This is a genomic window from Streptomyces showdoensis (assembly GCF_039535475.1).
Lineage (GTDB): Bacteria > Actinomycetota > Actinomycetes > Streptomycetales > Streptomycetaceae > Streptomyces > Streptomyces showdoensis.
Genome location: NZ_BAAAXG010000026.1, coordinates 3,009,700 through 3,028,311, shown reverse-complemented (window position 1 = coordinate 3,028,311; position 18,612 = coordinate 3,009,700). Strand labels below are relative to the sequence as shown.

Sequence of the window (18,612 nt, the reverse complement as noted above, 5' to 3'; positions counted from 1 at the left end):
CCGATCCCGACGCCCCGCCTACGCCCCGCCTACGCCCCGAACCCGTACGCCTCGACCTCCGCGAGATACCGCCCCCGCAACTCCTCGTCGTCCTCCAGGAACGCCGCCAGGAACGAGTTCCGCGCCAGGGTCCGCAGCTCCTCCTCGCCCAGCCCCAGCGCGTCCCGCACCGCGTCGAAGTTGTCCTCCACGTAGCCCCCGAAGTACGCGGGGTCGTCGGAGTTGACCGTCGCCACGAGCCCGGCCGCCAGCATCGTCCGCAGCGGGTGGTCCCCGATGGCGTCGATCGCCCGCAGCCGCACGTTGGACAGCGGGCAGAGCGTCAGCGGCACCCGCTCCCGCGCCAGCCGCTCGACCAGCTCGGGGTCCTCCAGGCAGCGCAGCCCGTGGTCGATCCGCTCCACGCCGAGGACGTCCAGCGCCTCGCGGACGTACGCCGCCGGACCCTCCTCTCCCGCGTGCGCGACCCGGCGCAGACCGAGCCGGGCGGCCTCCTCGTACACCTCGCGGAACTTCGCCGGCGGGTGACCGACCTCCGCCGAGTCGAGGCCCACCCCCGTGATCCGGCCGAGGTACGGCTTCGCGGCCTCCAGGGTCGCCATCGCGGACTCGGCCGACTCGTCGCGCAGGAAGCACATGATCAGCCGGGTGGAGATCCCGTACCGCTCCTCCGCACGGTCGAGGGCGGCGCAGAGCCCCTCCACCACGACCCCGAACGGGACCCCGCGGGCCGTGTGCGCCTGCGGGTCGAAGAAGATCTCGGCGTGCCGCACGCCCTGCTCCCCGGCCCGCGCGAGGTAGGCGTCGGCGAGCTCGGTGAAGTCCTCGGCGGTGCGCAGGACCGCCATCAGGCCGTAGTACAGGTCCAGGAAGGACTGCAGGTCGCTGAAGCGGTAGGCCTCGCGCAGGGCCTCGGTGTCCGCGTACGGCAGGGTGACGCCGTTGCGCGCGGCGAGGGCGAAGGCCAGCTCGGGTTCGAGGGTCCCCTCGATGTGGAGGTGCAGTTCGGCCTTGGGTACGGGCATGGTGCTGGTGCTTTCTGGTCTAGCGCTTGGGTACGGGGATCCGCATCAGGTCCTGGGCGATGCTCAGCTCGCCCTCGAACCCGGCCGCCCGCGCCTGCCGCTCGAACTCCGCGGGATCGGAGTACCGCTGCGAGAAGTGGGTCAGGACGAGATGGCGCACGCCCGCGTCCCGGGCGACCGCCGCGGCCTGGCCGGCCGTCAGGTGCCCGTGGTCGGTGGCGAGCCGGACGTCCTCGTCGAGGAAGGTCGACTCGATGACGAGCATGTCGGCGCCCTCGGCGAGCGCGTACACCCCGTCGCACAGCCGGGTGTCCATCACGAAGGCGAAGCGCTGGCCGCGCCGGACCTCGCTCACCTCGTCGAGGGTCACGCCGTCCAGCACCCCCTCGCGCTGGATCCGGCCGACGTCGGGGCCCTTGATGCCGTGCGCGGCGAGCCGCTCGGGCAGGATGCGGCGGCCGTCCGGCTCGGTGAGCCGGTAGCCGTAGGACTCCACGGGGTGGGAGAGCAGCCGGGCGTCGAGGGTGTACGCCCCGGTGACCGCGAGCGGCCCGTCGGCGTCGACCGGCGCCTCGCTCAGCCGTACGGTCTCGCGGTAGGCCGTGGCGTACCGCAGCCGCTCGAAGAAGCGCTGCCCGCTCGCCGGGTAGTGCGCGGTGACCGGGTGCGGGACCTGGTCGAGGTTGATCCGCTGGATCACCCCGGCCAGGCCGAGCGAGTGGTCGCCGTGGAAGTGCGTGACGCAGATCCGGTCGAGGTCGTGCGCCGCGACCCCGGCCCTCAGCATCTGCCGCTGGGTGCCCTCGCCGGGGTCGAAGAGGATGCCCTGCCCGTCCCAGCGCAGCAGGTAGCCGTTGTGGTTGCGGTGCCGGGTCGGCACCTGGCTCGCGGTGCCGAGGACGACCAGTTCGCGTACGGACACGGTGACGTCCGGTCCTATCCGGGGGGCCAGTTGAGGCCGCGGCCGCCGAGGACGTGCGCGTGGGCGTGGAAGACGGTCTGGCCGGCGCCGGCGCCGGTGTTGAACACGATCCGGAAGCCGTGGCCGTCGATCTTCTCCTCCGCGGCGACCTCGCCGGCCTCGCGCAGCACGTCCGCGGCGACCGTCGGCGCGGCGGCGGCGAGGGAGGCGGCGTCCGGGTAGTGCAGGCGCGGGATGACCAGGACGTGGGTGGGTGCCTGGGGGTTGATGTCGCGGAACGCGACGGTCGTCTCCGTCTCGCGCACGATCGTCGCCGGGACCTCCCCTTCCACGATCTTGCAGAACAGGCAGTCGCTCTGCGGCTCTCCGGCCATGGCCCGGTCCTCCTCGACTCCGTTGATCAGTACCCGCGCATGCTATCGGGACCCCGCCGGGGCGGGGCCGGGGCCGGGAAGAGTCCGGCAGGTCACGTCGCCCCTACGACCAGCGCCCGGTGCGGCCCAGCACGAGCGCGGCCGCCGCCGTGCCCGCGGTGGAGGTGCGCAGCACGCTGTGGCCGAGGCGGTACGGCTTGGCGCCGGCCTCCTCGAAGAGCGCCAACTCCTCCGGCGACACGCCCCCTTCGGGCCCGACGACGAGCACGATCTCGCCCCGCGCGGGGAGTTCGGCGGTGGCGAGCGCCCCGCTCGGGTGCTCCCTGTCCTCGTGCAGCACGGCCGCGAAGTCCGCGCCGGCGAGGAGGGCGGCGACCTGCTTGCCGCTCATCGCGTCGGCGACCTCGGGGAAGCGGGTGCGGCGGGACTGCTTGCCGGACTCGCGGGCCGTCGCCCGCCACTTGGCGAGGGCCTTGAGCCCGCGCTCGCCCTTCCACTGGGTGATGCAGCGGGACGCGGCCCACGGCACGATCGCGTCCACGCCGGTCTCCGTCATGGTCTCGACGGCCAGCTCGCCGCGGTCGCCCTTGGGGAGGGCCTGGACGACGGTGATGCGGGGCGCGGGCGCCGGGTCCTCGTGGACGGCGGTGACCTCGACGGTCAGCTGGTCCTTGCCCTCGGCGGCGGCGACCGTGCACGCGGCCCAGGCGCCGTTCCCGTCGGTCAGCACCAGCTCCTCGCCCGCGCGCAGCCGCTTCACGGACACCGCGTGGCGGCCCTCGGGCCCGTCGAGGAGGAAACCGCCCGGCGGGGGGACGGTGTCGACGACGAAGACGGGTGCGGTCACGAGGCGCTCCTGGAGCTTGCGAGGGCGGTGTGGAGTTCTTCGGCGAGGACCTCGACGAGCCGGCCGGCCGGGAGGTCCCGGGCCAGGCGGTGGCCCTGCCCGGCCCACAGGGCCATGCCCTGCGGGTCGCCGGCGGTCGCGGCGGCCTTGCGCAGCGGGGCGGTGAGGTGGTGGACCTCGGGGTAGGCGGCGGGGGCGTACGGCCCGTGCTCGCGCATGAAGCGGTTGACCAGGCCGCGGGCCGGGCGGCCCGAGAAGGCCCGGGTGAGTTCGGTGCGGGTGAACAGCGGGTCGGTCAGGGCCCGCTTGTGCAGCGGGTCCGCGCCGGACTCGGGGCAGGGCAGGAAGGCGGTGCCCAGCTGGGCGGCGTCGGCGCCGGCGGCGAGGACGGCGGCGATCTGGCGGCCGCGCATGATCCCGCCGGTGGCGACGATCGGCAGCCGGACGCTCTCGCGCACCTCGGTGAGCAGCGCGAGCAGCCCGCCGCCGCTGCCGGCGGACGGCCCGTCGGCCGGGTCGTCGCGGTGGGTGCCCTGGTGCCCGCCCGCCTCGGTGCCCTGCACGCACAGGGCGTCGGCCCCGGCGCGCTGGGCGGTGCGGGCCTCCTCGGCGGAGGTGACGGTGACGATCGTGAACGTACCGACCCGGGCGAAGGCGTCGAGCGCGTCGCGGTCGGGACAGCCGAAGGTGAAGGAGACCACCGGCACCGGGTCGTCCAGGAGGATCGCCAGCTTGGCCTCGTACCCGTCGTCGCGGCCCTGGTCGGGGTCGCCGAGCTCGGTGTCGTACCAGCCGGCCTCGCCGGCCAGCTGGTGCCGGTAGACCTCGACGGCGGCGGGGTCGGCGGGCTGTCCGCTCTGCGGCATGAAGAGGTTGACCCCGAACGCCCGCGCGGTGAGGCCGCGGACCCGCTTGATCTCCTGGTACAGCCCGCCCGCGGTCTTGTAGCCGCCGGCCAGGAACCCGAGGGCTCCCGCCTCGCACACGGCACCGACGAGCTCGGGAGAGGAGGCGCCACCCGCCATGGGGGCCTGCACGATCGGATGACGAAAGAGATCGTTCAGTGCGGTGGACATGCAGGCATCGTGCCATGCCCGCGCGGACGCGCCGAATCGGCCGACGAGGGGGTACGCGGGAGGGGCGCGACGGCGCCGGGAGGGGGTACGCGGGAGGGCGGCCCCGCACGCTGCGGGACCGCCCTCGGACGGAACGAAGCCGGGCTCAGCGCCCGTTGAACGCGTCCTTCAGTCGCGAGAACAGCCCCTGCTGCCCGGGCTGGAACTGCCCCGTCGGGCGCTCCTCGCCGCGCAGCTTGGCCAGCTCGCGGAGCAGGCGCTCCTGCTCCGGGTCCAGCTTGGACGGGGTCTGCACCTCGACGTGGACGATCAGGTCGCCCCGGCCGTTGCCGCGCAGGTGGGTGACGCCGCGGCCGTGCAGCGGGATCGACTGGCCGGACTGGGTGCCCGGGCGGATGTCGACGTCCTCGAGACCGTCCAGGGTCTGGAGCTGCACCTTCGTGCCGAGCGCGGCGGCCGTCATCGGGATGGTGACCGTGCAGTGCAGGTCGTCGCCGCGCCGCTGGAAGACCTCGTGCGGGGTCTCGTGGATCTCGACGTACAGGTCGCCGGCGGGGCCGCCGCCGGGGCCGACCTCGCCCTCGCCGGCCAGCTGGATCCGGGTGCCGTTGTCGACACCGGCCGGGATCTTGACCGTGAGCGTGCGGCGGGAGCGGACCCGGCCGTCGCCCGCGCACTCGGGGCACGGGGTCGGGACGACGGTGCCGAAGCCCTGGCACTGCGGGCAGGGGCGGGAGGTCATGACCTGGCCGAGGAAGGACCGGGTGACCTGGGAGACCTCACCGCGGCCGCGGCACATGTCACAGGTCTGCGCGGAGGTGCCGGGCGCGGCGCCCTCCCCGGAGCAGGTGGTGCAGACCACGGCCGTGTCGACCTGGATGTCCTTCGTCGTGCCGAACGCGGCCTCGTCGAGGGTGATCTCCAGGCGGATCATCGCGTCCTGGCCGCGCCGGGTGCGCGAGCGCGGGCCGCGCTGGGACGCCGTCCCGAAGAAGGCGTCCATGATGTCCGAGAAGTTCCCGAAGCCGCCCGCGCCGAAGCCGCCGGCGCCACCGCCGCCCGAGGCGGAGAGCGGGTCGCCGCCGAGGTCGTAGACCTGCTTCTTCTGCGGGTCCGACAGCACCTCGTAAGCGGCGTTGATCTCCTTGAACCGCTCCTGGGTCTTCGGGTCCGGGTTCACGTCCGGGTGAAGCTCGCGGGCGAGTCGGCGGAAGGCCTTCTTGATCTCGTCCTGCGACGCGTCGCGGCGTACGCCGAGTACGGCGTAGTAGTCCGTGGCCACTTACGACTCCGCCAGGATCTGTCCGACGTAACGTGCCACTGCGCGTACCGCTCCCATCGTTCCGGGGTAGTCCATGCGGGTCGGTCCGACCACGCCGAGTTTGGCGACTGCCTCGCCGCCGGAACCGTAGCCGACCGAGACGACCGACGTGGACGTCAGCCCCTCGTGGGCGATCTCGTGCCCGATGCGTACGGTCATGCCCGATTCCTTGGCCTCGCCGAGCAGCTTGAGGAGCACGACCTGCTCCTCCAGGGCTTCCAGGACGGGCCTGATCGTCAGGGGGAAGTCGTGTCCGAAGCGGGTCAGATTGGCGGTGCCGCCGATCATGAGCCGCTCCTCCTGCTCCTCCACGAGCGTTTCGAGGAGGGTCGCCAGCACGGTCGTGACCGTGCCGCGGTCCTCGACCTCCTCGAAGGACTCCGGCAGGTCCTGCACCAGCTGCGGCACGTCCGCGAAGCGGCGGCCGACGACCCGGCTGTTGAGCCGGGCCCGCAGGTCGGCCAGCGAGGTCTCGCCGAAGGGCGCCGGGCAGTCGATCACCCGCTGCTCGACCCGGCCGGTGTCGGTGATGAGCACCAGCATCAGCCGGGCGGGAGCCAGCGACAGCAGTTCCACGTGCCGGACCGTCGAACGGGTCAGCGAGGGGTACTGCACCACCGCGACCTGCCGGGTGAGCTGCGCGAGCAGCCGCACCGTGCGGCCGACGACGTCGTCGAGGTCGACGGCTCCGTCGAGGAAGTTGTGGATCGCCCGCCGCTCGGGGGTCGACAGCGGCTTGACGCCGGCCAGCCGGTCCACGAAGAGGCGGTAGCCCTTGTCGGTGGGGATGCGCCCGGCGCTGGTGTGAGGCTGGGCGATGTAGCCCTCCTCCTCCAGCACCGCCATGTCGTTGCGCACGGTGGCGGGCGACACGCCGAGCTTGTGGCGCTCGGTCAGCGCCTTGGAGCCCACCGGCTCCTCCGTCCCGACGTAGTCCTGGACGATGGCGCGCAGCACCTCGAGTCTGCGTTCGCTGAGCACCGCGCACACCTCCAGCTGTCGATCCGGTTCCGGTTCTTCCGGTTTTGGCACTCGCCCTGCCCGAGTGCCAGGAATCCCCCGGCCAGTGTACGGCGGCCGACATCGCTCCTGGCAAGGAGGCGGGTCGGCGGGGTCGCAGCGGTTAGCGTCGCCGCATGGACATCGCATGGGAAGAGTACGGCTGGGAGCGGCTCGCGGAGGGCGTCGGCAGGCGGCGGCTGCCGGGCTGGGACGCCACGGTGGGCCTGGTGGTCGGGCGGGACGCGGTGCTCCTGTGCGACACGGGATCGAGCCTCGCCGAGGGCGCCGAGCTGCGGGCCCAGGTGGCGGCGCTGACGGGCGACCGCCGGGTGACGCATATCGCACTGAGCCATCCGCACTTCGACCACGTGCTGGGCACGGCGGTCTTCGCCGGGGCGGAGGTCTTCGGGGCGGTGGGCATGGACACCCTGCTGCCGCGCGAGCGGGAGGCACTGTGCCGGGACGCCGTGCAGCAGGGCGTGGACGAGCGGACCGCGGCGGAGGCGGCCGAGGTCCTGGTGGCGCCGCGCCACACGGTCTCGGGCGAGTGGACCCTGGACCTGGGCGGCCGCCAGGTGCTGCTCGCCAACGTCGGCCCCGGCCACTCGGGGCACGACCTGGCCGTCTTCGTGCCGGGCGCGCCGGAGGTCGTCTTCTGCGGCGACCTGGTCGAGGAGTCCGGCGAGCCCCAGGCGGGTCCGGACGCGATCCCCGGCCGCTGGCCGGCGGCCCTGGACCGGCTGCTGTCCCTGGGCGGCGAGGACGCGGCGTACGTGCCGGGCCACGGCGCGGTGGTGGACGCCGCGTTCGTGCGGCGCCAGCGCGGTGAGCTGGCACGGCGCTTCGGGGTGTCGTAGCGTCGGCCGGATGCCCGTCCCCGGGACGGGATCTGACGCCCCCTCGGCCGTCCGGCCCGGATGCGACGACCCCACCCGGGCCCCAGGACAGAACAGAATCGAGCCCATGCGCAGCTACAACCCGGATCTGACGCCCCCCTGGAAGCGCCCGTCGCCCGTCCCGGAGGTCCCGGCGGACCACGATCTCGTCGTGGAGGAGGCCGCGACCGGCTTCTGCGGGGCCGTGGTCCGCTGCGAGGCGGACACGGTGACGCTGGAGGACCGCTTCGGCAAGCACCGGGTCTTCCCGATGGAGCCGCGCGGCTTCCTCCTGGAGGGCCGGGTCGTCACCCTGGTCCGCCCCTCCCGCCCGGCCCCGTCCCGGCCCAGCCGTACGGCCTCCGGCTCGATCGCGGTCCCGGGCGCCCGGGCGCGGGTGGCCCGGGCGGGGCGGATCTACGTCGAGGGCCGCCACGACGCCGAGCTGGTGGAACGGGTCTGGGGCGACGACCTGCGCATCGAGGGCGTCGTCGTGGAGTACCTGGAGGGCATCGACGACCTCCCGGCCATCGTCGCCGAGTTCGCGCCCGCCCCGGACGCCCGCCTGGGCGTCCTGGTCGACCACCTGGTGCCGGGCTCCAAGGAGTCCCGCATCGCCGCCCGGGTCACCTCCCCCGACGTCCTGGTGGTCGGCCACCCGTACATCGACGTCTGGGAGGCCGTGAAGCCCTCCTCCGTCGGCATCCCGGCCTGGCCCGCGGTCCCCCGCGGCCAGGACTGGAAGACCGGCGTCTGCCGCGCCCTGCGCTGGCCGGAGAACACCGGCGCGGCCTGGCAGCACATCCTGTCGAAGGTGACCTCGTACAAGGACCTGGAGCCGGAGCTCCTGGGCCGGGTGGAGGAACTGATCGACTTCGTGACGGCCCCGTAGCCCGACGGGGCCAGGGGACGGGCCCGCGCGGGCGGGGTCCGTTCGCACGGCCCCGGCCGTCCGGGCGGTGGCCCGCCCGGGCGGCTAGTCGACCAGGTCCCGGACCACCGCGTCGGCCAGCAGGCGGCCGCGCAGGGTCAGGACGGCCCGTCCCTCGGCGTACGGGCCGTCGTCGAGGAGTCCGTCCGCGAGGGCCCGTTCCGCCGCCGCCAGGCCCGCCGGCTTCAGCAGCTCCAGCGGGCAGCCTTCGCGCAGGCGCAGCTCCAGCAGGACGCGCTCCACTCGCCGGTCCTCCGCCGACAGCACCTCGCGCCCGGCGCCGGGCGAGCGGCCCTCGCCGAGCGCCGCCGCGTACGCGCCCGGGTGCTTGACGTTCCACCAGCGCACCCCGCCCACGTGACTGTGGGCGCCGGGCCCGGCGCCCCACCAGTCGGCGCCGCGCCAGTAGAGCTCGTTGTGCAGGCAGCGCCCGGCCTCCGAGGTGGCCCAGTTGGACACCTCGTACCACGCGAAGCCCGCCCCGGAGAGCACCTCCTCCGCCATCAGATACCGGTCGGCGTGGACGTCGTCGTCGGTCATCGGTATCTCGCCGCGGCGGATCCGCCGGGCCAGCTGGGTGCCCTCCTCCACGATGAGCGCGTAGGCGCTGACGTGGTCGGGTCCGGCGCCGATCACCGCGTCGAGGGAGGCCTGCCAGTCGTCGTCGGACTCGCCGGGGGTGCCGTAGATGAGGTCGAGGTTGACGTGCTCGAAGCCGGCCGCCCGCGCCTCGGCGACGCAGGCCTCGGGCCGCCCGGGGGTGTGGGTGCGGTCGAGGATCTTCAGCACGTGCTGCCGGGCGCTCTGCATCCCGAAGGAGATCCGGTTGAAGCCGCCCTCGCGCAGCGTGGCCAGGTACGCGGGGTCGACGGACTCCGGATTCGCCTCGGTCGTCACCTCGGCGTCGTCGGCGAGCCCGAACTCGTCCCGGATCGCCCCGAGCATCGCGACCAGGTCGCCCGCGTCGAGCAGCGTGGGCGTGCCGCCGCCGACGAAGACGGTCCGGACCGGGCGCGGGTCGTCGCCGAGGACCTTGCGGGCGAGCCGTATCTCCTCGGTGACCTGGCCCGCGTAGTTGTCGCGGGAGGCGAGCACGCCGCCGGCACCGCGCAGCTCGCTCGCGGTGTACGTGTTGAAGTCGCAGTAGCCGCAGCGGGTCGCGCAGTACGGCACGTGCAGATAGAACCCGAGCGGCCGCTCGCCGGCCCCTTCCAGGGCGTGGGCGGGCAGCGCCCCGTCCTCGGGCATGGGCTCACCATCGGGCAGTACGGAAGGCATGCAGCCATTGTCCCGTACTGCCCGACGTGACCGTCGAACCTGTGGATAACCGGGGAAACCCCAGCTCAGAAGGGCGTGGCCCGGCTCAGGCCTCGCGCGCCCCCTCGTACATCTCCTCGATCAGGTGCTGGTAGGTCCGCTCCACGACCGGCCGCTTCATCTTGAGGCTGGGCGTGAGCTCGCCGTGCTCGACGTCGAGGTCGCGCGGCAGCAGACGGAACTTCTTGATCGTCTGCCAGCGCTGCAGCCCCTCGTTGAGGCGGGCGACGTAGCCCTCGATGAGCTTCTGGGTCTGCGGGGCGGCGACGACGTCCGCGTACGACAGACCGCCGAGCTCGTGCTCGGCCGCCCAGCCGAGGATGGCGGGCTCGTCGAGGGCGATGAGCGCGGAGCAGTAGTTCCGGTCGGCGCCGAGCACCACGATGTTGGAGACGAACGGGCAGACGGCCTTGAACTGGCCCTCGACCTCGGTCGGGGCGATGTACTTGCCGCCGGAGGTCTTGAACAGGTCCTTCTTGCGGTCGGTGATCCGCAGGTAGCCGTCGGCGGACAGCTCGCCGATGTCGCCGGTGTGGAACCAGCCGTCGGCCTCCAGGACCTCCGCCGTCTTCTCCGGCAGGCCGTGGTAGCCCTCCATGATGCCGGGGCTGCGCAGCAGGATCTCGCCGTCGTCGGCGATGCGGACCTCGGTGCCGGGCAGCGGCTTGCCGACGGTGCCGGTGCGGTAGGCCTCGCCCGGGTTGACGAAGGAGGCGGCGGAGGACTCCGTCAGGCCGTAGCCCTCCAGGATGTGGATGCCGGCGCCGGAGAAGAAGTAGCCGATGTCCGGGGCGAGCGCGACGGAGCCGGAGACGGCGGCGCGCAGCCGGCCGCCGAAGGCCTCGCGGAGCTTCTTGTAGACGAGCGCGTCGGCGACCTTGTGCTTGGCGGCGAGGCCGAAGGGCGCGGAGGCGGTGCCGGTGCGGCGGAAGTTGTCCTGGGTGACCTTGGCGTACTCGCGGGCGACCCCGGCCGCCCACTGGAAGATCTTGTACTTGGCCCCGCCGCCCTCGCGGGCCTTGGCGGCGACGCCGTTGTAGACCTTCTCGAAGATGCGCGGGACGGCGGCCATGTAGGTGGGCTGCACGACCGGCAGGTTCACGATGATCTTGTCGATGCGCCCGTCGACGGCGGTGACGTGGCCGACCTCGATCTGGCCCGAGGTGAGCACCTTGCCGAAGACGTGGGCGAGCGGCAGCCACAGGTACTGCACGTCGTCCTGGGTGACCAGGCCGGTGGCGGCGATGGCCTTCGCCATGTACGACCAGTTGTCGTGCGGGAGGCGGACGCCCTTGGGGCGGCCGGTGGTGCCCGAGGTGTAGATGAGGGTGGCGAGCTGCTCGGCGGTGATCGCCCCGACCCGCTCCTTGACGGCCTCCGGGTGCTTCTCCAGGTACGCCTTGCCGCGGGCCTCCAGGTCGGCGAGGGTCAGCACCCACTCGTCGTCGGTGTCGGCGCCCGTGGGGTCGATGACGACCACGTGGTGGAGGTGGGGCAGGTCGGCGCGGCGCTCGACGGCCTTGGCGAGCTGGGCGGCGTCCTCCGCGATCAGGACGCGCGAGTCGGAGTCGGAGAGGATGAACGCCGACTCCTCGGCGTTGGTCTGGGGGTAGACCGTGGTCACGGCGGCGCCCGCGCACATCACGCCGAGGTCGGCGAGGATCCACTCGACCCGGGTCGAGGAGGCGAGCGCGATCCGCTCCTCCGGCTGGACGCCGAGGTCGATGAGGCCGGCGGCGATCCCGAACACCCGCTCGGCGGCCTGCGCCCAGCTGAGCGACTTCCACTCGTCGGGGCCCTGGCCGGAGGCGGCGGGCACCGGGTAGCGGTAGGCCTCCGCATCCGGGGTCCGCTCGACGCGCTCAAGGAAAAGGGTCGCCACGGACGGCGGCCGGTTCTCGATCAGGGTCTGTGTGTCGCTCACGACGTCCTCCGGGCGGCGGCGGTGCGGTCAAGCGCTGCGGTCAGGCGCTGCGGAATTAACTGGCGAGTAACCTTCGAGCGGCTTCAGCGTAGAGCGCCGGAGACTGGCGCGTAAGGGCTTGCATATAACGAACGGGTCTGAGCGCTCTCGGCGCCCAGACCCGTTCGTTGTACATGGCAGCTATCCTGCGGCCGCCGGCCGGGGCTACTTCTTGCCCTTGCCGCCCGCCGCGTCGTCGCTCGACAGGACGGCGATGAAGGCCTCCTGCGGGACCTCCACGGAGCCGACCATCTTCATCCGCTTCTTGCCCTCCTTCTGCTTCTCCAGCAGCTTCCGCTTACGGGAGATGTCACCGCCGTAGCACTTGGCGAGGACGTCCTTGCGGATGGCGCGGATGGTCTCGCGGGCGATGACCCGGGAGCCGATCGCGGCCTGGATCGGCACCTCGAAGGCCTGCCGCGGGATCAGCTCGCGCAGCTTGGCGACCAGCCGCACGCCGTAGGCGTAGGCGGCGTCCTTGTGGGTGACGGCGGAGAAGGCGTCGACCTTGTCGCCGTGCAGCAGGATGTCCACCTTGACCAGGCTGGACGCCTGCTCGCCGGTGGGCTCGTAGTCGAGGGAGGCGTAACCGCGCGTCTTGGACTTCAGCTGGTCGAAGAAGTCGAAGACGATCTCGGCGAGGGGCAGGGTGTAGCGGATCTCGACCCGGTCCTCGGAGAGGTAGTCCATCCCGATGAGCGTGCCGCGACGGGTCTGGCACAGCTCCATGATCGCGCCGATGAACTCGCTGGGGGCGAGGATCGTGGCGCGCACGACGGGCTCGTACACGTCGCTGATCTTGCCCTCGGGGAACTCGCTCGGGTTGGTGACCGTGTGCTCGCTCCCGTCCTCCATGACCACGCGGTAGACCACGTTGGGGGCGGTGGCGATCAGATCGAGCCCGAACTCGCGCTCCAGGCGCTCGCGGATCACGTCGAGGTGGAGCAGGCCGAGGAAGCCGACGCGGAAGCCGAAGCCCAGCGCGGCGGAGGTCTCCGGCTCGTAGACCAGCGCGGCGTCGTTGAGCTGCAGCTTGTCCAGGGCCTCGCGAAGGTCCGGGTACTCCGAGCCGTCGAGCGGGTAGAGACCCGAGAAGACCATCGGCTTCGGGTCCTTGTAGCCGCCGAGGGCCTCGGTCGCGCCCTTGTTGAGGGAGGTGATCGTGTCACCGACCTTGGACTGGCGGACGTCCTTCACACCGGTGATGAGGTAGCCCACCTCACCCACGCCGAGACCGTCGGACGCGGTCATCTCCGGCGAGGAGACGCCGATCTCCAGGAGCTCGTGGGTCGCGCCGGTCGACATCATCTTGATGCGCTCGCGCTTGTTGAGCTGGCCGTCGACGACACGGACGTAGGTCACGACGCCGCGGTACGAGTCGTAGACCGAGTCGAAGATCATCGCGCGGGCCGGGGCGTCCGCGACGCCCACCGGGGCCGGGATGTCCCGGACCACGCGGTCGAGCAGCGCCTCGACGCCCATGCCGGTCTTGGCGGAGACCTTGAGGACGTCCTCCGGCTGGCAGCCGATGAGGTTCGCCAGCTCCTCGGCGAACTTCTCCGGCTGGGCGGCCGGCAGGTCGATCTTGTTCAGCACCGGGACGATGGTGAGGTCGTTCTCCATGGCCAGGTACAGGTTGGCCAGGGTCTGCGCCTCGATGCCCTGCGCCGCGTCCACGAGCAGGATCGTGCCCTCGCAGGCCGCGAGCGATCGCGAGACCTCGTAGGTGAAGTCGACGTGCCCCGGCGTGTCGATCATGTTCAGGATGTGCGTCCGGCCCTGCTCCGGCCCCTCGGTGGGGGCCCAGGGGAGACGGACCGCCTGGGACTTGATCGTGATGCCGCGCTCACGCTCGATGTCCATCCGGTCGAGGTACTGGGCGCGCATCTGCCGCTGGTCGACCACACCGGTCAGCTGGAGCATCCGGTCGGCGAGCGTGGACTTGCCGTGGTCGATGTGCGCGATGATGCAGAAATTGCGGATCTGAGCCGGGTCGGTTCGGCTCGGCTCGGGCACGTTGGTAGGAGTCGCGGGCACGCAGGGTTCTCGTCTCGGGCGATGTTCAGAACGGATACGTAGGCTCCATGGTCCCATGACTGCGGTCCGACGCTCGGTTTGGGCGGGGTGGAGTGCGGCTGATACCGTGGACAGCTGTGTCTCGTATGCCCTCTCAGCTTGCGCGGCACATCCTGAAGAAACATCGAACCTGTAAAGGCTCTTTTCGTGGCGAACATCAAGTCCCAGATCAAGCGGAACAAGACCAACGAGAAGGCGCGCCTGCGCAACAAGGCCGTCAAGTCGTCGCTCAAGACCGCGATCCGCAAGGCCCGTGAGGCTGTCGCCGCCGGCGACCTCGAGAAGGCCACCGTTGCCGCTCGTGCCGCCTCGCGTCAGCTCGACAAGGCTGTCTCGAAGGGTGTCATCCACAAGAACGCCGCCGCCAACAAGAAGTCGGCGCTGGCGATCAAGGTTGCCTCCCTCCAGGGCTGAGCTCTGATGTGAACGGCCGCACGGGAACCAAGCGGGCCCTCTAACCGCTCCCGCCCGGCCACCCCGGCCACGTACGCGAGACGCGTTCGCCACGCGTGTACGGGCCACCCAAGCGTGAAACCGAAGGCCCCGCGCCCTCCTTCCCCAGGAGGACGCGGGGCCTTCGGCGTGTCACCGTCGGGGTCAGCCCCGTCGCATCCGCGCCGCCCTGGCGATCGTGACGACCGCCTTCTCCAGCGCGTACTCCGGGTCGTCGCCGCCGCCCTTGACCCCGGCGTCCGCCTCCGCGACCGCCCGCAGCGCGAGGGAGACCCCGTCGGGGGTCCAGCCGCGCATCTGCTGGCGCACGCGGTCGATCTTCCACGGCGGCATGCCCAGCTCGCGCGCGAGGTCCGCGGGCCGGCCGCCGCGGGCCGAGGAGAGCTTGCCGATGGCGCGGACGCCCTGGGCCAGGGCGCTGGTGATCAGGACGGGCGCGACACCGGTCGAGAGGGACCAGCGCAGGGCCTCCAGGGCCTCCGCCGCCCGCCCCTCGACGGCCCGGTCCGCGACCGTGAAGGAGGAGGCCTCGGCGCGGCCCGTGTAGTAGCGCCCGACCACCGCCTCGTCGATCGTGCCGTCGACGTCCGCCGTCAGCTGGGCCACCGCCGCGGCCAGCTCGCGCAGGTCGCTGCCGATCGCGTCGACCAGCACCTGGCACGCCTCGGGCGTGGCCGAGCGCCCCAGCGAGCGGAACTCCTGCCGCACGAAGCTCAGCCGCTCCGCCGGCTTGGTCGTCTTGGGGCAGGCCACCTCGCGCGCGCCCGCCTTGCGGGCCGCGTCGAGCAGTCCCTTGCCCTTCGCGCCGCCGGCGTGCAGCACCACGAGGGTGATCTCCTCGGCCGGCGCGTCGAGGTACGCCTTGATCTCCTTGATCGTCTCCGCCGGGAGGTCCTGGGCGTTCCGCATGACCAGGACCTTGCGCTCGGCGAAGAGCGAGGGGCTGGTCAGCTCCGCGAGGGCGCCGGGCTGGAGCTGCTCGGGCATGAGGTCGCGGACGTCCGTGTCGGCGTCGGCGGCGCGGGCCGCCGTCACCACCTCGCGGACCGCGCGGTCGAGCAGCAGGTCCTCCTGGCCCACGGCGAGCGTGACGGGGGCGAGGAGGTCGTCGGTGGAAGTCTTTCTGGTGGCCATCGCGATCCAGCATCCCACGGGCCACCGACAGCCGGACCATCGTCGAGAATGTGCACGTGAGCGATGTGAGACACGTACTGGTACTCCCCGACCGCGACGCCGCCGAGGAGGTCGCCGAGGCCCTGCCCGAGCGCTTCGGCCTGACCGAGGAGCCGCAGCTGTTCCGGGACGCCCTGGCCGGCGAGGACGACGCCGAGGACGCCCAGTGGCTGGTGGTCGTGGAGGACCCGCGGGGCCTGCTCGACCCGGCGGCCCTCGACGCGCTGGCCGCCGAGCACGAGGGCTGGCTGGAGGCCCCGTAGGCAGAGGCCCCCTGGTCCGCCGGGCGGGAGCCGGGCTCTTCCTTCCGGCCTGATCCGGGTGAAGGGGCCTAGCCCTTCTTGGGGACGATCTGGACGTCCAGGTCGATGGTGATGCTGGAGCCGACCGCCGCGATGCCCCGCGCGAGCAGCGTCTGCCAGGTCAGTGTGAAGTCCTCGCGGTGCAGCTCCGTGGTGGCCCGGCAGGCGCCCCGGGTCTCGCCCTCCAGGCCGCTGCCGAGGCCGAGGTACTGGGTGTCGAGGGTCACCGTGCGGCTGACGCCGTGCAGGGTGAGCGCGCCGGTGACGCCCCAGCGGCTGCCGCCCCGGTGGACGAAGCGCTCGCTGTAGAACTCCATCGTCGGGTACGCGCCGACGTCGAGGAAGTCGCTCGACCGCAGGTGGTCGTCGCGCATCTGCACGCCGGTGTCGATGGAGGCCGCGTCGATCACGACGTGCATGGCCGACTGCTCCATGCGCTCGGCGATCCGGACGACGCCGGCGAAGCCGTTGAACCGGCCGTGGATCCGGGCCAGGCCGATGTGCCGTGCGGTGAAGCCGACCTGGGAGTGCGTCGGATCGATCTCCCAGTCGCCGGGCGCGGGGAGCTGCGCCTGGGGCGCGATCTGGAGCTTCAGGTCGCCCAGGCCCGCGTGCCCGTGCTCGGCGACGACGGCGGCGCCGTGGTACGGGGTGTAGCCCTCCGCGGTGACCGCGAGCCGGTACTCCCCCGCCGGGACCGTCGCCAGCACGCTGCCGTACGGGTCGGTCTCGCCCGCGAGGACCTTGCGGCCCGCGGTGTCGCTGAGCACGAACTCGGCCTGCCGGACCGGCTCGTCGACGGGGTCCAGCACCCGGCAGCTCAGGACGCCCGCCGACGGCGGGACCGTGAGCCCCGCGAGCGGGCCGCTACGGGCGGCCGCGGAGCCGCGCTTGCCGAACAGACCACCGAACATTCCACGTACCCCCGGACCAACCACCGGCTGTCCACCGGCGTTTCCTCGTCGACAAAAGGGCATTCGATCACTGTTGAGTTGTTCGAGGCAAACGGCGTAAGTGTTACCGGGAGTCCGAAGTGTTCCCTTCAGGCCCGCGCCGGGACGGGCTCCCGCTCCGGCAGGTCCCGCAGGCGGGCCAGCGGCGAGGGCAGCAGCCACAGCACGGCCAGGACGGCCCCGGCCGTCGCCAGCCAGAGCGTGGGCCGCAGCCCGAGGGTCGTCCCGAGCAGGCCGCCGGCGAGGGCGCCGAGCGGACGGAATCCGTGGTTGAGCGTCCGGAAGGCACCCATCACCCGGGCGCGGATGGCGTCGGGTATCAGCGCCATCTGGAACGAGCCCGCGGCGATGTCCGCCGTCATCACGCCGGCGCAGGACAGGAACTCGGCCACGAACAGCAGCCCGAGCACCAGCGGCAGCGGCCCCGCGGCGAGCGGTATCAGGACCAGCGGCAGGGTGAAGCCGACGAACCCGGCCACCAGCGACGGGCCGATCCCGATCCGCGCGACGATCGCGCCGCTCCACGCCGCCCCGAGGAGGCCGCCCACCGCCCCCGCCGCGAGCACCGCGCCCAGCACGCCGGCACTCAGGCCGAGTTCGGCCGTGGCGTAGAGCACGAACAGGGTGTGGAACATGTAGTTGAAGAACTGGACCGTCCCGGAGGCGGCGAACAGCGCGCGCATCGACGGGTTCCGCACCACCCAGCGCAGCCCCTGGACTAAGTGCCCCTTCTCGACGGGCGCGGGCGGCGGCTCCACCGGGCTGATCCGGGCCAGGTACCCGGCCGAGACGAGGTACGTGAGCGCGTCCGCGAGCAGGGCGAAGGGCGCCGTGAGCACCTGCACCAGCACGCCGCCGATGCCGGGGCCCGCCAGCCACGCCATCGAACGGCTGCCGTTGACCAGCGAGTTGGCCCGGACGTAGCTCTCGGTGGGGACCATCGCCACGAACAGGGTGGTGTTGCACACCTCGAACAGCACCGTGAGCGCGCCCACCCCGAAGGCCACCGCGTACAGCTGGGCGAGCGTCAGCGCGTCGAGCAGGTAGGCGACGGGGAGGGTGAGCAGCAGCGCCGCCCTGCCGAGGTCCGCCGCGATCATGGCGCGGCGGCGCCGGGCCTGCCGGTCGACCCAGGCGCCGAGCGGCAGGTTGAGCAGCAGCGCGGGCAGCAGCTCGGCCGTCTTCAGCCAGCCCATCTCGGCGGCGTCGGCCCCCAGGACCAGGACGGCGGCGAGCGGGAGCGCCATCAGCGAGATCTGGTCGCCGACGAAGGAGACGGTCTGCCCGGTCCAGTACCGCCGGAAGGGGCGCTCGCGCAACAGCGCGGGTAGGCGGTCGGCGATCGCCATCGCTCACGCCTCCCCTGCGTCGGAGTCGGACTCGCGGTCCACGAAGGCGATCCGCAGGATGCCCACGGGACGGGCGCCCTCGGGCCGCAGGGCCGGTTCGGCCTCCCGCTCCTCGTACGGGCGCAGCAGCTCGTCGATCCGCTGCCCGAGCCCGGTCAGCTCCTCGGGGGTGAGGTGGAGCAGCGTGTCGCCGAACTGCTCGGCCTCGCGCCACTCCTCGGGCAGGGCGTGCCGGTTCTCCAGGGCCTTCAGGACCCGCTGGAAGTAGTGCTCCGTCACGGCGGCGCTGAGCGCGTCCGCCGCCTGGGCCACCGCGGCGTCCTCGCTGCGGTCCGGCCACTCGGTGAACCGGGCCGTCGCCCGCCAGGGCTTCTCCCGTCCCTTGCCGCCCGGGGCCTGCTCGACGAGCCCGTACTTGGCGAGTATCCGCAGGTGGTACGAGCAGCTGGCCACGGACTCGCCGGTCAGCTCGGCCGCCTTGGTGGCGGTGAACGGGCCGCTCTTGCGCAGCAGGCCCACGAGGGTCATCCGGGTGGGATGGGCGTAGGCGCGCAGGGCGCGCGGGTCGGTGAGCTCGATGCTGTGCGACTGCTCCGTCATGATGGAAACATATCTTTAGAAAGATTCCTTTACAAGGGTTTCTTTAGATGGTG

The 18,612-nt window shown here is 72.5% G+C and carries 18 protein-coding genes; 4 read left to right on the top strand and 14 right to left on the bottom strand.

The features are described from left to right. Positions 1-29: 29 nt before the first annotated feature. From ABD981_RS26695 to hrcA, 7 genes are all read right to left on the bottom strand, one after another. Positions 30-1,025 (bottom strand): adenosine deaminase, encoded by a 996-nt coding sequence (locus ABD981_RS26695; RefSeq protein WP_046905649.1) that lies wholly within the window; start codon positions 1,023-1,025, stop codon positions 30-32. A 19-nt stretch (positions 1,026-1,044) separates the two neighbouring features. Then, entirely contained in the window at positions 1,045-1,947 is a 903-nt protein-coding gene (locus ABD981_RS26690; protein ID WP_046905648.1) for a ribonuclease Z, read from the bottom strand. Positions 1,948-1,961: 14 nt separating this feature from the next. Continuing rightward, positions 1,962-2,321 (bottom strand): histidine triad nucleotide-binding protein, encoded by a 360-nt coding sequence (locus ABD981_RS26685; RefSeq protein ID WP_046905647.1) that lies wholly within the window; start codon positions 2,319-2,321, stop codon positions 1,962-1,964. 103 nt (positions 2,322-2,424) lie between these two features. Then, a complete protein-coding gene (locus tag ABD981_RS26680; protein ID WP_046905646.1) occupies positions 2,425-3,168 on the bottom strand; it encodes a 16S rRNA (uracil(1498)-N(3))-methyltransferase in 744 nt (247 codons plus the stop codon). Then, positions 3,165-4,244, bottom strand: a complete 1,080-nt coding sequence (locus ABD981_RS26675; RefSeq protein ID WP_046905645.1) for a nitronate monooxygenase — start codon at positions 4,242-4,244, stop codon at positions 3,165-3,167. The genes ABD981_RS26680 and ABD981_RS26675 overlap by 4 nt, the downstream gene beginning before the upstream one ends. Positions 4,245-4,389: 145 nt before the next feature. After that, positions 4,390-5,526 carry a molecular chaperone DnaJ gene (dnaJ, locus tag ABD981_RS26670; protein ID WP_046905644.1) on the bottom strand — a complete coding sequence of 379 codons (1,137 nt, stop codon included), beginning with the start codon at positions 5,524-5,526 and terminating at the stop codon, positions 4,390-4,392. Then, positions 5,527-6,546: a heat-inducible transcriptional repressor HrcA gene (hrcA, locus tag ABD981_RS26665; RefSeq protein WP_046905643.1), complete on the bottom strand. Its 1,020-nt coding sequence runs from the start codon at positions 6,544-6,546 to the stop codon at positions 5,527-5,529. It lies immediately after the preceding gene. Between the two features lie 155 nt (positions 6,547-6,701). Between hrcA and ABD981_RS26660 the strand changes: the two genes are divergently transcribed. Both ABD981_RS26660 and ABD981_RS26655 read left to right on the top strand, forming a co-directional pair. Then, the gene (locus tag ABD981_RS26660; protein ID WP_046905642.1) at positions 6,702-7,424 is read left to right on the top strand and encodes an MBL fold metallo-hydrolase; all 723 of its coding nucleotides are present in this window, start codon (positions 6,702-6,704) and stop codon (positions 7,422-7,424) included. A gap of 106 nt (positions 7,425-7,530) precedes the next feature. Then, on the top strand, positions 7,531-8,334 hold the full coding sequence (locus tag ABD981_RS26655) for a DUF3097 domain-containing protein (protein ID WP_046905641.1): 804 nt from the start codon (positions 7,531-7,533) through the stop codon (positions 8,332-8,334). Between the two features lie 84 nt (positions 8,335-8,418). Here ABD981_RS26655 and hemW read toward each other — a convergent pair whose 3' ends face one another. The 3 genes from hemW to lepA all read right to left on the bottom strand — a co-directional run bounded on the left by hemW (position 8,419) and on the right by lepA (position 13,690). Then, positions 8,419-9,651, bottom strand: a complete 1,233-nt coding sequence (gene hemW, locus ABD981_RS26650) for a radical SAM family heme chaperone HemW (protein ID WP_046905640.1) — start codon at positions 9,649-9,651, stop codon at positions 8,419-8,421. 85 nt (positions 9,652-9,736) lie between these two features. Next, positions 9,737-11,614, bottom strand: a complete 1,878-nt coding sequence (locus ABD981_RS26645) for an AMP-dependent synthetase/ligase (protein WP_046905639.1) — start codon at positions 11,612-11,614, stop codon at positions 9,737-9,739. Between the two features lie 204 nt (positions 11,615-11,818). Then, the gene (lepA, locus tag ABD981_RS26640; RefSeq protein WP_046905638.1) at positions 11,819-13,690 is read right to left on the bottom strand and encodes a translation elongation factor 4; all 1,872 of its coding nucleotides are present in this window, start codon (positions 13,688-13,690) and stop codon (positions 11,819-11,821) included. Positions 13,691-13,876: 186 nt separating this feature from the next. Between lepA and rpsT the strand changes: the two genes are divergently transcribed. After that, on the top strand, positions 13,877-14,143 hold the full coding sequence (rpsT, locus tag ABD981_RS26635) for a 30S ribosomal protein S20 (RefSeq protein WP_030494120.1): 267 nt from the start codon (positions 13,877-13,879) through the stop codon (positions 14,141-14,143). Between the two features lie 183 nt (positions 14,144-14,326). On the opposite strand, the gene holA is transcribed toward rpsT, so the two are convergent. Then, positions 14,327-15,316: a DNA polymerase III subunit delta gene (gene holA / locus ABD981_RS26630; protein WP_046905637.1), complete on the bottom strand. Its 990-nt coding sequence runs from the start codon at positions 15,314-15,316 to the stop codon at positions 14,327-14,329. Positions 15,317-15,372: 56 nt separating this feature from the next. Here holA and ABD981_RS26625 point away from each other — a divergent pair, with 56 nt between their 5' ends. Next, positions 15,373-15,618 carry a hypothetical protein gene (locus tag ABD981_RS26625; RefSeq protein WP_046905736.1) on the top strand — a complete coding sequence of 82 codons (246 nt, stop codon included), beginning with the start codon at positions 15,373-15,375 and terminating at the stop codon, positions 15,616-15,618. A 68-nt stretch (positions 15,619-15,686) separates the two neighbouring features. On the opposite strand, the gene ABD981_RS26620 is transcribed toward ABD981_RS26625, so the two are convergent. From ABD981_RS26620 to ABD981_RS26610, 3 genes are all read right to left on the bottom strand, one after another. Further along, positions 15,687-16,571 carry a YceI family protein gene (locus tag ABD981_RS26620; protein ID WP_046905636.1) on the bottom strand — a complete coding sequence of 295 codons (885 nt, stop codon included), beginning with the start codon at positions 16,569-16,571 and terminating at the stop codon, positions 15,687-15,689. 128 nt (positions 16,572-16,699) lie between these two features. Further along, positions 16,700-17,959 carry an MFS transporter gene (locus ABD981_RS26615; protein WP_046905635.1) on the bottom strand — a complete coding sequence of 420 codons (1,260 nt, stop codon included), beginning with the start codon at positions 17,957-17,959 and terminating at the stop codon, positions 16,700-16,702. A 3-nt stretch (positions 17,960-17,962) separates the two neighbouring features. Next, positions 17,963-18,559, bottom strand: coding sequence for a winged helix-turn-helix domain-containing protein (locus ABD981_RS26610; protein ID WP_046905634.1), 597 nt, complete (start codon positions 18,557-18,559; stop codon positions 17,963-17,965). Positions 18,560-18,612: the final 53 nt, after the last annotated feature.

Coding starts and splice junctions, on each gene's coding strand:
- ABD981_RS26695 (WP_046905649.1), bottom strand. CDS start 1,025: ATGCCCGTACCCAAGGCCGAACTGCACCTCCACATCGAGGGGACCCTC.
- ABD981_RS26685 (WP_046905647.1), bottom strand. CDS start 2,321: ATGGCCGGAGAGCCGCAGAGCGACTGCCTGTTCTGCAAGATCGTGGAA.
- ABD981_RS26675 (WP_046905645.1), bottom strand. CDS start 4,244: ATGTCCACCGCACTGAACGATCTCTTTCGTCATCCGATCGTGCAGGCC.
- ABD981_RS26660 (WP_046905642.1), top strand. CDS start 6,702: ATGGACATCGCATGGGAAGAGTACGGCTGGGAGCGGCTCGCGGAGGGC.
- ABD981_RS26655 (WP_046905641.1), top strand. CDS start 7,531: ATGCGCAGCTACAACCCGGATCTGACGCCCCCCTGGAAGCGCCCGTCG.
- hemW (WP_046905640.1), bottom strand. CDS start 9,651: ATGCCTTCCGTACTGCCCGATGGTGAGCCCATGCCCGAGGACGGGGCG.
- holA (WP_046905637.1), bottom strand. CDS start 15,316: ATGGCCACCAGAAAGACTTCCACCGACGACCTCCTCGCCCCCGTCACG.
- ABD981_RS26620 (WP_046905636.1), bottom strand. CDS start 16,571: ATGTTCGGTGGTCTGTTCGGCAAGCGCGGCTCCGCGGCCGCCCGTAGC.
- ABD981_RS26615 (WP_046905635.1), bottom strand. CDS start 17,959: ATGGCGATCGCCGACCGCCTACCCGCGCTGTTGCGCGAGCGCCCCTTC.
- ABD981_RS26610 (WP_046905634.1), bottom strand. CDS start 18,559: ATGACGGAGCAGTCGCACAGCATCGAGCTCACCGACCCGCGCGCCCTG.